This window comes from Paenibacillus sp. MMS20-IR301, assembly GCF_032302195.1.
Classification (GTDB): domain Bacteria; phylum Bacillota; class Bacilli; order Paenibacillales; family Paenibacillaceae; genus Paenibacillus_AQ.
This window is the reverse complement of record NZ_CP135275.1, coordinates 511,197-526,434: the sequence shown is the minus strand read 5'-3', so window position 1 is coordinate 526,434 and position 15,238 is coordinate 511,197. Positions and strand designations below refer to the sequence as shown.

General features: G+C 50.8%; 9 protein-coding genes. 1 reads left to right on the top strand and 8 read right to left on the bottom strand.

The annotated features are described in order from the left end of the window. Positions 1-2 precede the first annotated feature (2 nt). From LOS79_RS02165 to LOS79_RS02145, 5 genes are all read right to left on the bottom strand, one after another. Positions 3-872 carry an ABC transporter permease gene (locus tag LOS79_RS02165; protein WP_315421939.1) on the bottom strand — a complete coding sequence of 290 codons (870 nt, stop codon included), beginning with the start codon at positions 870-872 and terminating at the stop codon, positions 3-5. A gap of 146 nt (positions 873-1,018) precedes the next feature. Beyond that, a complete protein-coding gene (locus tag LOS79_RS02160) occupies positions 1,019-2,491 on the bottom strand; it encodes an ABC transporter substrate-binding protein (protein ID WP_315415940.1) in 1,473 nt (490 codons plus the stop codon). 131 nt (positions 2,492-2,622) lie between these two features. Beyond that, positions 2,623-4,140, bottom strand: coding sequence for an ABC transporter substrate-binding protein (locus LOS79_RS02155; protein WP_315415939.1), 1,518 nt, complete (start codon positions 4,138-4,140; stop codon positions 2,623-2,625). 79 nt (positions 4,141-4,219) lie between these two features. Beyond that, entirely contained in the window at positions 4,220-5,149 is a 930-nt protein-coding gene (locus LOS79_RS02150; protein ID WP_315415938.1) for a carbohydrate ABC transporter permease, read from the bottom strand. 25 nt (positions 5,150-5,174) lie between these two features. Continuing rightward, complete coding sequence (locus tag LOS79_RS02145; RefSeq protein ID WP_315415936.1) at positions 5,175-6,110, bottom strand: ABC transporter permease; 936 nt, start codon at positions 6,108-6,110, stop codon at positions 5,175-5,177. A gap of 195 nt (positions 6,111-6,305) precedes the next feature. Here LOS79_RS02145 and LOS79_RS02140 point away from each other — a divergent pair, with 195 nt between their 5' ends. Further along, positions 6,306-6,584, top strand: coding sequence for a hypothetical protein (locus tag LOS79_RS02140; RefSeq protein WP_315415934.1), 279 nt, complete (start codon positions 6,306-6,308; stop codon positions 6,582-6,584). Here the strand turns inward: LOS79_RS02140 and LOS79_RS02135 are convergent. From LOS79_RS02135 to LOS79_RS02125, 3 genes are all read right to left on the bottom strand, one after another. Then, positions 6,581-8,098, bottom strand: coding sequence for a response regulator transcription factor (locus LOS79_RS02135; protein ID WP_315415933.1), 1,518 nt, complete (start codon positions 8,096-8,098; stop codon positions 6,581-6,583). The two genes, LOS79_RS02140 and LOS79_RS02135, sit on opposite strands and share 4 nt — an antisense overlap. Then, entirely contained in the window at positions 8,091-9,914 is a 1,824-nt protein-coding gene (locus LOS79_RS02130) for a sensor histidine kinase (RefSeq protein WP_315415931.1), read from the bottom strand. The genes LOS79_RS02135 and LOS79_RS02130 overlap by 8 nt, the downstream gene beginning before the upstream one ends. Positions 9,915-10,041: 127 nt before the next feature. Continuing rightward, positions 10,042-15,081 (bottom strand): endo-beta-N-acetylglucosaminidase, encoded by a 5,040-nt coding sequence (locus tag LOS79_RS02125; protein WP_315415930.1) that lies wholly within the window; start codon positions 15,079-15,081, stop codon positions 10,042-10,044. Positions 15,082-15,238: the final 157 nt, after the last annotated feature.

The window sequence follows — 15,238 nt, the reverse complement described above, 5'->3', positions numbered from 1 at the left end:
CCCTAGAATAATGCACTATCCTTATCGAATTTACGCACCATATAGTTCGCGGTGATGACCAGTACGAAGCCCACCACGGACTGATACAAGCCGGCTGCCGTGCTCATTCCAATCTCACCGGTCGCCTTAAGCCCGCGGTACACATACGTATCAATGACGCTCGTCACGCTGTAGAGCGTCCCCGAATTCCTCGGCACCTGATAGAACAGCCCGAAGTCTGCATAAAAAATCCTCCCGACCGCAAGTAAGGTCATAATAACAATGACCGGCTTCAGCATCGGCAGCGTAATATTGCGGATCTGCTGGAGCTTGCCGGCCCCGTCGATCATCGCCGCTTCGTACAGGGACTTGTCGATGCCCATGATGGCCGCCAGATAGACTACGCTGCTATACCCGGCAGCCTTCCACAAATAGACAAGCACAATAATGAACGGCCAGTACTGCGCTTCCGAATACCAGGAAATCTCTGTACCCAGCAGTCCATTCAGCAGCCCCCGCTCCGAGCTGAGCAAGCTGAAGGTGAAATATCCGACAACGACCCATGACAGGAAATAGGGCAGGAACATTCCCGTCTGGTACAGCTTGGCCAGCTTCTTGCCCGCAAGCTCTGACAGCACAACCGCCAGCAGCACGGAGAACAGCAGGCCGAGAATAATGAAGGCCATATTATATAGAAGCGTATTGCGTGTGATCAGGAGGGCATCATTCGTGCTGAACAGAAATTTGAAGTTATCCCAGCCGGCCCAGCGGCTATTCATCATACTGGCCCAGAAGCCGTCCCGGCTGAACCGGTATTCCTTGAAGGCAATCACTGTCCCCACCATAGGCAGATAAGAGAAAAATAAAAACCAAAGGGTGCCCGGGAGAACCATGAGCAGCAGTGCTTTATTTCTGACAATCTCTTTGGCGGACTTTCCTATCTTCCCCACGCCCCCAGCTCCTCCTATGCCGGACAATTCATGCCCGGATACACAAAGACCAGGCCGGTCTGTTCACCTGCCCGGTCTTCAATAAGTTATTACTTATCGTTAGCTGCTTTCCAGGCGTCAAGCTGTGTTTGTGCTTCGGCAATGATAGTATCCAGACCGGCTGCTTTGAATTTCTCATTAGCTTTGTCCAGATATTGATCCGGATCTACAGATCCTGTCATCAGCGGTGCCCAGAATTCTTCCTTGACGTTCTGAACGGCAGCAATTTCATTCGTAATTTTGGATGTATCGAAGTTGAAGCCAAGCAGCGGCGCAGGGATACCGGAATCATTGAATTGCTTGAACTGTTCCCATTTGTTCTCCGGGTCGCCTTCATTCAGATAGTTAATCATGATATTACCCAGGGAAAAGGTAGCCATGTCATAGTTCTTGGCCTCCGGGAGGTTCCGGATCATGTTGCTGCTGATCTTCTCGTAATGCACACCTTCGATACCCGAATCCATCATGTTGCGCAGCACGGGATCTGTATTCAGCAGATTCAGGAACTCCATCGCCTGCTCCGGATGCTCGGAGTTGGCAGAGATCGCCTGCATGGAGCCCATCACAGACCAGTTATATATATAAGGCTGACTGGCTGGTGTGGAGATAACCGGATAACCATAGCTTACGCTCCACAGATTGTCGGCCAGCGGCTGGGTTGCCGCACGGTCAGTGAACCATTTACCGGCTTTGTACAGATCATCCACTGATGTGGAAGTAGCTACTTCAGGGGAGATGTAGCCTGCCAGATAGAACTTACGGACGGTCTGAAGGGCTTCCTTCATTTCCGGCGTTTCAAAGATATTCACAACTTTATAGTCTGAAGTGTCCATATAAACCGCCATTGGCATCTTCTCAATTACATAGTCAAACGGCATAACCGGCATGAAGTCTTTCACCATGGCGTATGGTGTCACTTCAGGCTCATTTTCCTTAATGGTTTTGAGCAGCGGCTCAAGGTCAGCCATCGTTTTCACAGAGCTAAGATCCAGATTGTACTTGTCCAGCAGCTCCTTATTGAAACGGAAGACCTCCTGGGCCGGAAGCTCTTTATTCGCCGGAATGGCGTAGTTGTGGCCGTCAACCTTGGAGCCTTCCATGAAAGCCGGATTAATGGCATCGACGATCCCCTTGCCCTGGTTCTTCAGCAGATCATCCAGCTGCAGGAACGCGCCTTTGCGGGAGTTCTGTACATAATCGAATGCCCAGGAACTGGTAAACAGAATGTCCATCGGCTCACCGGAAGCGACCATGACCTGCATTTTTTGCGTATAATCGCCGAAATCAATCAATTTCACATCAAGGGTGGCACCGATTTTATCCAGCGTATATTTATTAATTTCCTCGAGCACCCTGTTCAGATCCTTTTGGGGTGTACCGATGGTGTACCAGATCAGCTCTACCGGATCATCTGAAGAGTTGGTATTAGCAGTATTGTCATTCCCCGTGCATGCGCTGAGTGCCATTGACAAGGTCACAAGCGCGGTTAATAACAAGGAGACGCGTTTCTTTTTCATGCTCATATTGCCGTTCCCCCTTATATAAGTACCCGGGAGTTCTGACTCCCTGTTAAAACCAGCTTCAGCTTCTCCTTAAGCTATATTTGAAAAACATCCGAACGATGGCTTATACGCCATCGTTCGGATTCACAACTTTATTTGAAATATTCTGTAATCTGTTTCTGGGCTTCTTCCATGATCTTATCCATCCCGGCAGCCTTCAATTCCTTGACTAGCTTAGGAACGACCACTTCAGGATCAGAAGCACCTGTTAACAGCTCATATTGATATTTATCCATTACTGCTTTGCTGTTTGCTACTTCTGTAGCCAGATCGTTAATATCCAGAGCAAATCCGAGGAGGGCAGAAGCATCCGCTTCTTCGTTCAACTTCTTCACCGCATCCCACTGGTCGCCGCTGTTAGGTGAAACCGCTGCCATATTGAAGAAGGTTCCCTGTGAATATCCCGGCAAGCTCCAGGTATCATTCAGCCGCTCGATTACGTTGTCTCCAACCGTTTTCCAGTCTTGTCCTTCAATTCCGTATGCAAGCATATTTCTGAGCTGCGCATCCGTGTTCACAAGCTCCAGGAATTTCAGAGCTTCCACTTTGTATTTCGAGTTTTGGGAAATGGCGTTAAGTGATCCCTGAATCGTGCTGGTTGTATACAGCGGACCAAAGATTTGGGTCATCACATACTTATCAACACCGTTGTTAACCTGCCAGCCTGCTTCGGCACCCGGGAAGCCCTGTGCGCTGAAGAACGGAAGATTTTTAGGCGGCTCGCTCAAGGTAGGGGCATCCGGATTGATAATACCATCTTTATACCAGCTGTGGACAAGCTTCAGCTTCTCCATAATTTCCGGCTGCTCGAATACGGAAACTACTTTGCGGGAGGTATCATCAACCTTAACACCAAGCGCTTTCAAACCGAGTGTCATGTCATCATAATCATTCAGCAGACCGGCGAAGCCGTCGCCTTTGGACAGCTGCAGCGGATAATAAGATTTTCCTTCACCGGCTTTAATGTCGCGGAACGGTTTGTCGAGGTCCTGCAGTGTTTTGATATTAGCATAATCAATATTGTATTTCTGCACAATACTGTCATCCCAGACGAAATATTGCGTCATTGAAGAATCCTTATAGGTAGGAACTGAATAAATTTTGCCGTTCATCTTCGTACCGTTCCATACCGTTTCAGGAATGAAACTATACAGGGAAGGAGTATCCTTCTGGACGGAATCGGTGATGTCAGCGAGTGCGCCCAGGTTGATGAAGCGGTTATAGTTAGTATTGTTTACAAACATAATATCAAAATCTTCGCCTGTATTGATGATCGTGTTCATTTTCGTGTCATAATCACCCCAGCCGGCCACTTTAATATCAACCTTCACGCCAATCTTCTCTGCCGTGTATTCATTGATCTTGGCTACGCCTTCTGCAAGATTCGTAGGCTGTGTACCAATCTGCCACCATACGATGGTAGGCGCATCTTCAGGCGATGCTTGCTTAGTTCCCGAATCACCTGCAGTTGCGGCTGGCTGTGTGGATTCTGTTCCTGCAGCAGTCGGTGAAGGCGAGGCATTATTCCCTCCCGAGTTACAGCCGGCAATCAGTGTCGTGGTCACTGCAAGACAACATGCTAATGTAGAAATCTTGAATTTCTTGTTCATACACACTTTCCCCCTACAATTGGAATTTTATATGATGATAAATCAAGTGAAACCCTTGGGATTCCTGTACGCCAGCCGCTTATTCCTTTACAGCTCCAATAGTTAAGCCTGAGGTGTAATACTTCTGGAAGAACGGATAGGCACAGGCTATAGGTAGAACGATCAACACTGTAATCGCCATACGGGCGGACTCTTTTGGCATTTTGGCTGCCGCCTCTGCGATACTGACGCCCAGTGAAGAAGCATTTTTGGCTAAATAATCGGCTTGGCCCATGATTTTGTTGAGCAGGGCTTGAAGGGAATACATATTCTGGTTATCAATATAGAGCATGGATTGGAACCAGTCGTTCCAATAGGAGAAGCTCAGGAACAATCCGATCGTAGCCAGAACCGGAAGCGATATCGGCAGCACAATGCGTAAGAAGATACGCAGCTGTGAGGCTCCGTCGATTTTGGCCGATTCCACTAAGGCATCCGGAATGGTTGAGCGGAAGAATGTTTTACAGATAATTACATTGAATGAACTCACTGCCAGCGGCAGGATGAGCGCCCAGATCGAATCCTTCAGATGCAGCAGGTTCGCCGTGACAAAGTAAGACGAGACCAGTCCCCCGTTAAAGATCATTGGAATGAATACCAGCCAGGTTACAAACTTTTTCAGGCGGAACTGCGGCCGGGACATTACATACCCCATGCTTGTCGTGAGCATTACGCCCAGCACGGTCCCTACACCTGTTACAAAAAGTGAAATTCCTAAAGCCCTGAGAATCATATCGCTTTGCTGATACAGAAATCTGTAACCATCCAGCGAGAAAGCTGCAGGAATGATCTGATAGCCATGCTCCTGAATAGAGGATTCAGCGGTCAAAGAAATCATGACAACGAATAACACCGGGAATACAGCTATGATTCCGAGAATGATAAACACCAGGTTGAACAGAATATTCGTGAATGGCTTGATACGGTTGTGTCTATCCAAGCCGCTTTGTACATTTGCAACGTCTTTCATAGTTCACCTCTCCTAATTTCGAGCCTCAAATCATTGCGCTGTCTTTATCGATTTTCTTCACAATAGCATTGGCCGCAAGAATCGTGAGGCACCCCACTGCAGACTGAACGAACGCAGCAGCTGAAGCCATACCGGTGGTTCCGGATTTCATCATGGAATATACATAGACATCAATGGTATAAGTCACATCAAATAATGAATTGGACGCCTGCGGAACCTGATAGAACAGTCCGAAGTCCGAATAGAAGATTCGCCCTACGTTGAGAATGAACATGATGATAATGACGGGCTTCATAAGCGGCAAGGTTATATATCTCATTTGATTCCATTTGCTTGCCCCGTCGATCACAGCGGCTTCATAGTAAGTGCCATCCATGCCTACGATGGAGGCCAGATATACCACCATTCCGTAACCCAGGGATTTCCACAGGTTCATAAAGGTCAGCAGATACGGCCAGTAACTCGGCTGCATATACCACTGGATCCGCTCGCCGCCTGCCTGCTCTACGAAACTGTTCAACAGTCCTTTGTCATAACTAAGGAAACCAAAGACCACTGCGGCCACTACTACATAGGAAAGGAAATAAGGCATAAACAGTGCCGTCTGATAGACCTTGGTCGCCTTCCGGCTGTGCAGCTGGTAAATCATAAGCGCTAATATAACCGGAATAACAATACCGAGAATGATAAAAACGATATTATACAGAAGCGTGTTGCGGATGATAATCCCGATATCTCCAAAATTGAACAAGGATTCAAAGTTTTTAAGGCCATTGCCTCCAGCCCAGGAGCTGTTCACAATACTCGATAGAAAGCCGCCTTTGATCCTAAAGTCCTTAAATGCAATAATGATGCCGAACATAGGCAAGAAACTGAAGAGGATGTACCATACCGTGGTCGGCAAGGCAAGTAACGCAAGCTCTGTATCATCCTTTGTCCAGCGGGATTTTTTTCTCTTCATTCCCTTTGTCTTCTTAGTGTTCATGTTGACGTTCCTTTCTGCTGTAAATGTATTCATAATGATTTTCTAAGCATTAGAGCGCAAAGATAGCGCTACCAAAAGAACAGAATGCCGGGCCCTTTATTACCTCCGTTTAACATAGTTAAATTATATCAAAGGGGTTTTTGAGCAAATAGTTAACAAAGTAAATAAACAATGGTACAGATTAAAGTTAAATATAAAGCGCTCTCACATGAACATAACAAGCCCGGGAAGCTAACAGCTTATCTCCCGGACGAACTTAACTGCCTGCTTAATTGTCCTGGTGAAGACTTTGAAAGTGGAGTTATCACAAGAAAAGTGACGAATAAGAGCGCTGATGTCCGCAAGCCCGGCAATTGGGCCGATAATGAACTTTTGAGGGCTGTGGTGTCCGTAAGGGTCAGACTTGTCCCCCAGGTACTTGGGGAGACACTACAAAAAGAGCTGCCCTAGAGCAGCCCCTTGAATTCAGTCGGTGAGACGCCTACATATTTCTTGAACTGCTTGTAGAAATACCCCATCTCCCAGTAGCCCACATTCCTGGCGATCTCATGCACCTTCTGGTTGGTCGAGCGCAGCAGCTCCTTGGCCCGCTCGATCCGGTAACGGTTCATATACTCCGCGAAGGATTCGCCGGTTGCTTTGTGGAAGAGCTGCCCGAGATACACTGGATGAATATTGAACATGAAGCCCAGCTTCTTCAGCGACAGGTCCTCGCTGTAGGATTTCTCAATATAATTCAGCACCTGATTCACCACCGGACTCTTCATCTCCCGGTCCAGCAGCCCGATGATGCTGCCGGCTGTCTGCTTCAGCGCAGCCGACAGGCCGGGCAGGGAATGCACCCTGCGGATAGCGGTCAGCCCCTCGGCAATCAGCTCCCGCTCCATTTCGCTGCGGATATCCTTGATCAGCATCCGGAAGTACAGAATCCACTCCAGGGAGATCTCCCGGAGCAGCTCGGGGGTCAAGCCCTCCATGCTTGCATCAGCAGTATAGGCATCCAGCTTCTCTGCCAGCGCCTCATAATTCTTGGACATCATTAATTTGGAATATTCACTCCAGTCCTCCGGCAAGGCCGCTTCCAGATTTCCTTTGCGGTCCTTCAGCTGCTCATAATAAATCATGCTGCGCTCCGGATGGATCTCCAGGAATTCCTGCGCCTGCTTCGCCTGCTCATAGCTGGAAGGAGCATCCTGCTCCGCCTCGGCAACCGCACCGACTGCAATGCGCAGACGCTGGCCGGATATGCTAAGGCTGGTGATTTCCTGCAGCATAGAGGCCATCCCCTCCGCCCCGGCCAGCTCATCCCCGAAATTATGTATGAGCACCAGATCATTATCCGAATCCCAGAACATGAAGAACGAAGGATGGGTGCCAACCAGTGCGGCCGCGTTAGTCCTGAAGGCTTCCGTCGCCGGTTCTGCCTGAATCAGCGCCACCTGGACATAACGCTTGCTGACCGATAAGCCGAGCAGGCCCAGCCGTTCTGACAGCTCCCCGGCATCGATCTGGCCCCGCAGCCAGCGCAGCAGCACATTATCCTTAAGCACGGAGTTCGTATACTGGGACCATTCCGTATCAAGCCTTGAGACATCCAGCTTCTCCACAATGGTCTCAAGCGTGCTGTGGAATTCCTCCAGGTTGATCGGCTTGAGCAGATAATTCTCAATCCCGAGCGACAGGCCCTCTTTTACATACTTGAACTCATCGTACCCGCTCAGCACAACGGCCTTCATCTCCGGATTGAATTCCTGTGCCGCACGGATCAGCTCAAGCCCTGTCATTACAGGCATAGAAATATCGGTAATCAGAATATCAGCAGGCGCCTCGCGCAGCTGCTCAAGGGCTTCCTGCCCGTTCTCCGCCTGCCCTGTAATCGTAAGACCCAGAAGCTCCCAGTCCAGAATATCCTGCAGGCCGCTGAGAATGAACGGCTCATCATCTACAATAAATACCTTATACATGCTCTGTATCCTCCTTGGCGGGATATGGGAAAGTAATAGTCACTTCGGTTCCTGCCCCTGCTTCACTAATCAGGCCTACGCCATACGGTTTCCCGTACATCAGCCTTAACCGCTCATGGATACTCCGCAGCCCGAACGACTCTGACCCGGACATTGTCCCGTTATCCTCCAGCCCCAGCCGGAGTTCATCCAGACGCTCAGCGGGAATGCCCAGCCCGTTATCGGCAATGACAACCTGGATACCCTGCTGATCCGGATACGCCCTGATGCTGACCTTATTGTCCGCCTGTCCGGTCCGCATGCCATGCAGAATATAGTTTTCGATTACCGGCTGAAGCGACATTTTGGGTATAGGCAAATCCTCCAGCTCTTTACTGCATTCAATCGTATAGGCGAACCGGTCCTTATAGCGGATGCGGAATAACTCCAGATACATGCGGCACGCCTCCAGCTCATCCTTGAACGTATATCTTGCTTTGGGACGGACATAGGATTTGAAGAGCACCGACAGGCTGTAGATCATCTCCCCGACATCCTTCGCCCCGCTGGAAATAGCCCGCATCCGTATGACTTCCAAAGTATTATACAGAAAATGCGGATTCACGCGGGCCTCAAGGGTGGCGATCTCCGTATGCTTCTGTTTGATTTCAGCTTTATATACCTGATCAATATACTGGTTAAGCTCATCGAGCATACTATTGAAGCTTTTGGCAATCTGGCCCAGCTCGTCTTCCTTACTGTCGATAATCCGGGTATTGAGATCCCCGTTCTTCACCTTGCGGGTAAAGCGGATAATGCGGTGTGTTCTCTTGGCAAAATTAGAAATAAACATCGCCGGCAGCAATACAGCGAACAGAATGCAGACGAGGGCTATAGAAATGATTGTGTTCCGCGCACTGCGGTAGGTCTCTGCCAGCTCTTTCTTGGAAATCATGCTGACTACGGAGTAGCCGGCCTGGCTTTGGGTCAGGCTGGTCACCACCATACCGTCCACCGTAACCTCCTCGCCCGAATTCATTCCTGCAAGGCCCCGGTATTTGGTACCGTAGCCCTTACCCGAGCTATCAAAAATCACTTCATTCTGCGCGGAAAGCACAAGGATTTCACCTTTAAATTCCTCTTTGTAGTTGCTCATGGCCTGCCGGATGGCGGTGGAATCGAAGTAGACTAGGATTTGGCCGATATTCAGCAGCGACGTTTTATTGTTGATCGGAATTTTCACCGAGAACATGGGTGAGCGCTGCATTCCGATACTCTGCAGAACCCAGATGTTCGGCACAGACACCAGACTCTCCTCATCCAGATACATAGAATCCGGGACAAAGGAATGGGCGGCATTGGTGGACACCATATCAAACTGCCGGCGGGCCTTGTAATAGTACATCACCTGCTGATTGGCACTGTACAGCATCAGGCTGCGGATATCCGGATCGTCGTCAATTTTGTTCTGAAAAAACTGCACAGCATCAGATGTAGGCTGATCAGCCGCGAAATAGCGGTCCAGCCGGTGCTCTACATACTCGCTGAACGGATGCTCCAGCAGAAATGTGGTATTGCTCGCCAGGCTCCCGTCACGGTATACATCGCGAATCATATCCTGTACAGACTGGTATTTGTTCTCTACATACTTGCTGATGCCCTCCATCGTATTGCGCTGGTTGTCCATCTGCCGCTGCACGGCGGAATCCGAAATCAGCATGAGGACAAGATAAGAGAAAGCGATAATGGTCGCAATGAAGACGCAGGATACAATCAGGGTAAAGCGCATAAACAGATTATCTTTGAAGTACTTGCGGTACAGGGTATTTCTCCGCATGGTCCACCTCCTTTAAGTTTATTGGCGTGAAAAGAATAGACAAGAAGCGCTCCCCCCTGCATTTCTTCAGAGGGTGAGCGCCTTGGTTATGATCCGCAGAACGGGCTAAGCTAACCTTTCAGTGATCCTAATTTAAATAATTCAGCAGAATCTGTGCCGCTTCAGCCCGGGTAGCCGGAGCCTTAGGAGCGAATGTTCCATCCGCCCGGCCCTTGACCAGACCGAGGGAAGCTGCCGCTGCTACATGCTCTGCTGCCCAGTCAGAGATGCTGGCCGCATCTGTCATGGACGGGCCGGCCGGAGCAGCCTGGATGGTGTCATGCTGCAGGCGGTAAGCCCGCATCAGAATGACGGTCATCTCTTCGCGGCTGATCTCCGCACCCGGCTGGAACGACTCCGGAGTCCGTCCGGTAATCAGTCCGGCCTGCACCATGCCCGAGAGTGCGTCCTGATACCAGGCGCCTGCCGGGACATCCGCGAAGCTGACTGTACCGCTGCCCTTAAGCTGCAGTGCGCCGGCCATCAGCTGGACGAATTCAGCCCGGGTAATATTCCGGCCCGGCTGATAAGCCTGCTCCGTGACTCCCTTGATCAGATGCTTCGCCGACAGCACGCGTAAGGCATCGAATGCCCAGTGGGCAGCCGGAACATCGCTGAACTGCTTGTTGTATTCCAGCAATGCGTACGTACCGGTGCCGGCAAGTCCGGCTGTAAGATTGCCTGCTGCAGTTGTTCCGCCCAGATAATTGAGCGTACCGTCACTGCCTGCAAGATACAGGCCCAGCAGCTTCGGATCAAGTCCTTCACCCGCCGGCCAGCTGATCTTCACAGGGGCAGCGCTACTGCCAGGACGCTTAACCGTTCCATCTGCTAAGGTCAGGTTCAGATCATAGTCGAGAAGCCGTCCCTTAAGCGATACCCCGGCTTCCGTCTTCAGTGCAGCCTGCGCCAGCGCTTTGAACTCCGCTTTCAGGACGATCTTCGCACCGCTGCCCTGGGCTGCAGGTACAGCCTCAGCCAGCTGCTTCAGCAGCTCCGGCGCCAGTTCAAAGACTGCTCCGTCTCCCTGCAGGCCGAGTGTATTTGTGCCCAGCAGCTCACCGGCGTTAACCGGAAGCTCCATAGTAACCGCATTCCCTGTCTGTACGGTAACCACACCGTTCACAGCAGGGCTGCCCAGCTGTGCGGCTGTGATCACTGCAGCCCCGGCCGCCGGTGTTGCCGCCGGCACTGGTACTGGCGTTGCCGCCGGCTGTGCGGCCGCCGGAGGATTCGTTGGTGCTGCCGGAGGATTCGTTGGTGACACCGGCTGAGCGTTAACGGTCAGCTGAATCCCCTCTGTATCCGCTGCATCCACATAAGGACGGCCTCCGACAATGCGGGTATTCTCCACACGCGCCTTATAGATACCCGTATCGGTCAACGCTGCACCCGCAATGGTCAGGCTGCTGCCGAGAGCGCCTTCTATCGCCAGATCATCCTTGAACCAGCTGTAGCCCAGTTCACCGTATACGGAATCGGCCACAACTGTAAAGGTCACGTCGTTCCCTTCGGTTACCGATTGACTTGTCGCTGTGAATGAAGCAATCGCTGGAGCGTCATGCAGCGGATAGACCTTCAGTTCCAGCGGAGAGCTCACGATACGTGCCGGTTCAGCTGCCTCTTTGCCGGTCAGCACCACCCGGTAACTCGTTCCATCCTCTTCATAACCGGGATTCATATGATATACCGCACCCGTTACATTCGGAAGGGACTGCCATTCCTCATCGGCAGCACGCTTCATTTCCCATCCGATGGAGGCAATGTCTCCTGTGGTATCGACGGCAAGCACAACCGGCTCGCCGGCAACGGTCTCCATCAGCGGTGGCAGATCCATCACAAAGGCCGGGGTAACCCAGTTGGTCTCCGCAGGAAGCACCTGCAGAACATATTCCTGCTCCGCGGTTAAGCCGCCTTCGCCGGTTACAATCACCTTATAGCGGTATCCGCTCATTTCTTCTGTCAGCTCTGTAAGCATCAGCTTATCACTAATGTCAATGGCTTCGCCGTAACCTTCTCCTCTATCGGCATACCAGGCATAGGTTAAGGTACCCGCACCTTTACCTACAGCTTGAAGCACTCCGCTCTGTCCTGCCCGGAACGAGCCTTCACTGACCACCTGTACGGCCGGCGGCAGCGCTGTCCATTTCGCCTGCAGTGTAAGCGGGCCACCTACCGTGTCCGTGGCAAAATGCCATCTCACATTGCCGTTATACCAGCCTTCCAGCACATAGCCTTCTCTTGCTACATTCGGTGCAGTCACAAGCGCACCGTTCATCACCTGGACCACGTTTGCTTTCGGCTGGCCGCCGTTGCTGTTAAAGGTTACATTGTACCGCTTATCAAGCTGCAGCGGCTGGGATTTGTTCCCGCTGTAATCCTCCATGACCACAGTTACTGCTTTGGTCGATGTAAAGCTAAGGCTTGCCTTGGTGGTGCGGCCGCGGATAATCATCGGTCTTTGCGCTGCTGTCCCTGAAAAATAAGTTACAGCAAAAGATTTAGGGGCTCCGTCTTCATAGACATACATGTACCGCCAGTCCCGCGTAGTCGGCATTGGCAGGTTCAGCGTATTTCCATTCCAGGACCACGCTTCGGCATATGGCTGAGCCTGCTTGTCAATGAACGTGCCATTATGGGTCACAATATCCGAGTTGCCTGCCTGAATGGTTACAGTATATTCGTCTCCATTAACCGGCATATCGCTGAACAAGGCTGAGGTTGTCCCTTGCGGCAGGCTCAATTGTCTGGAAACCGGTGCTGCGGTTGAAATCCAGTTCACTGATTTCACCGTCACCTTAACATTTCCGGCCGCGCCTGAGCCGGACCACTTGACCAGGAAATCACCGTTAGCGCTTGATTCCACTTCAATACCCGATACCGCCGAGTCCAGATTGTAGGATACGGTAGCTGCATCCCCTTCTAATCCGTCTGCTCCGACAGGAACGACTTTTATTATACCGGATTTGGCCGGCAGCTGTTTGATGTAGAATGTCTCATCATATTTGCCGCCCATAAAGATGTCATTCACATATACATTGTATTGCTTCACCTTGGAATAATCGCTGTTCAGATCCCATTTCAGGATCATTTCATCCGTATTCGCAATAGCCTGTGTAACCGCCAGATTAGTTGGCGCAGCCGGCTTCACGGCTGAACCGTCAGCGATACGGATTTGGCCGATATTCACCTGATAGTCTGAGATTGTGTCAGCACCCGGTGTAAACACCAGGCCAAAGGCCGCGATTTCTTTGCCTGCGTAAGCTCCCAGATTTACATCCGCCGTCACCCAGCCGCTGGTTTGTTCCCCGCTGTTCTCCACAGGGACCTTGACTACCTTGGCCGGATTATCCTTGAAGATCAGGCCTGCGCTTATAACCGAAGCATCGCCTTCCGAAGTCTTGTTATAAGTAAGCGACAGCTTGGAAGTCGCTTTTACAGACAGGTCGCTCTTGTACAAGCGGAGGAAATTCTCCTTGTCCAGCGCCCCGTTCACCACCAGTGAGCTGCCTCCGTTGAAGCCGCCGATCTGCTCATAATTCATACGCGTATTGCCTGTCATCTCATATTCCGGACCGTAGTCGTAGTCAACCGTCAAGCGGTTGCCCTGGGTATCCTGCCACCATTGCCAGGTTACAGGAATATCCTGCAGGCTCATGTTGGACCATTCTTCCTCATTAGACTTGACCCCGTTAACATAATAAGAGATTCCGTGTCCGGTATTGAAATTCGTATAGAAATTGGAATCCTGAACCACTGAGCGCTCCGCAATGACCGAAGAGATGCCCGGCCAGTAGCGGTTATCTGCGTAGACATCCGCCGCCGTATTCGTGGCCGAAACGGTTGTATTGCCCGGATTCACATTGGGACCTGACCACCAGAGCTGCTCGCGCAGATTAGTCATCCACTGGTATCCATTCTCTGTCCGCTTCGAGACAGGCCATGATTGCCCCATATCCTCGTCAAGACCGGCATGGACGAAATCGGCACCGAGAGTGGCGATACTCAGACGCGGAGCTCCGGCTGCTGTCAATTTGTCCTTGAGCGCTGTTCCCTGTACACTCTTGAAACGGTCACGGCCTGCTTCAAGTCCGGCAAAGCCGATATCAAACAGATTGTAATTCGTTCCTTCATCCTCATTCATTCCGGCCAGATAGCCAATAGCTGTATTAATATGAGTGCTATTCACTCCGTAATCGAAGAAGAAGGAATTGGAGACCGGCTCTTTTGCCGTCTTGTCATACAGCATCGAAATATTATTATTACTAAAGGTTCTTGTAAACGTATTGGAACCGTTATTCGTAGTTAAAGAATCATACCACTGGACATACAGTCCGCCCTTTTGCAGCACCTTCATGAATGCGATGTAATCAGGAATGTCGGCAGTTGCGACGTTCGGGCTCACTTCCTCCTGATTCAGGAAATAGCCGTCATAGCCGAAGTATTGGGCCATTTCAATCATTTTCTCCGCTACCGGGAAGTTCCCGTTCTCATCCTTCACAATCATTTGTTTGTACGTCTGCTGCCCGCGGTCATTGTTGGAGAAAAACACGCCGGCCAGCGACATGACCCCGTTCTTATGTGCGGCATCCGTATAGGTCGGGTTCGGTATGTTCAGCATGCCGAACTCAAACCACTTCTGCTGCCAGTCGGACTGGGCCAGATCATCGTAGTATTCCGGCGGTGTGTATGCCGTTGCTGTGCCGTGCCAATACGAATAATAGTCGACATACTGCCAAAAGTTGAAATGATACTGGGCAAACTTGTTGGTGTACGGAGCGTTCTCAATGAAAGCATTTCCATAATCGCCCGCGACATTCATCATCTGTACATCCGGGCTCAGCTTAGGATTGGCCTGTGTAGCCTTGAAGGAGGCAATCCGGCTCTGCAAAGGCACGCGGGATCGCAGCAGCTCCGCATCCGGATCGGTCTGCGGACTCCAGTCCGCGATCTGATTGCTGGTGTAGCCATGCACATTCGGCTGGTTCGCTCCATGCGCGCTGTCCCCTTTGAACGGCCAGGTGTCTCCGGCCAGGACAGTCTGCGGCAGCAAGCCTGCCAGAAGCGCCGCACTGATTACAGTTGAAGTCAGCTTACGAAGTTTGCGTGTTCGGGTATGAGTTACCATTGTCCACTCTCCTCATTCATGGGGATGATCTTCTGTTCTGCCAGTTCAAACGGTGCATTATTGGAAACGCATTCATAAATAATTTTCCTGTACCCCCCTTTTATTCTTGTTCCAAATTTAATATATAGCAGGAGCTGCCGGTCCAAGTAGAAGCGAA

Coding starts and splice junctions, on each gene's coding strand:
- LOS79_RS02165 (WP_315421939.1), bottom strand. CDS start 872: ATGGTTCTCCCGGGCACCCTTTGGTTTTTATTTTTCTCTTATCTGCCT.
- LOS79_RS02160 (WP_315415940.1), bottom strand. CDS start 2,491: ATGAGCATGAAAAAGAAACGCGTCTCCTTGTTATTAACCGCGCTTGTG.
- LOS79_RS02155 (WP_315415939.1), bottom strand. CDS start 4,140: ATGAACAAGAAATTCAAGATTTCTACATTAGCATGTTGTCTTGCAGTG.
- LOS79_RS02150 (WP_315415938.1), bottom strand. CDS start 5,149: ATGAAAGACGTTGCAAATGTACAAAGCGGCTTGGATAGACACAACCGT.
- LOS79_RS02145 (WP_315415936.1), bottom strand. CDS start 6,110: ATGAAGAGAAAAAAATCCCGCTGGACAAAGGATGATACAGAGCTTGCG.
- LOS79_RS02140 (WP_315415934.1), top strand. CDS start 6,306: ATGGTACAGATTAAAGTTAAATATAAAGCGCTCTCACATGAACATAAC.
- LOS79_RS02135 (WP_315415933.1), bottom strand. CDS start 8,098: ATGTATAAGGTATTTATTGTAGATGATGAGCCGTTCATTCTCAGCGGC.
- LOS79_RS02130 (WP_315415931.1), bottom strand. CDS start 9,914: ATGCGGAGAAATACCCTGTACCGCAAGTACTTCAAAGATAATCTGTTT.
- LOS79_RS02125 (WP_315415930.1), bottom strand. CDS start 15,081: ATGGTAACTCATACCCGAACACGCAAACTTCGTAAGCTGACTTCAACT.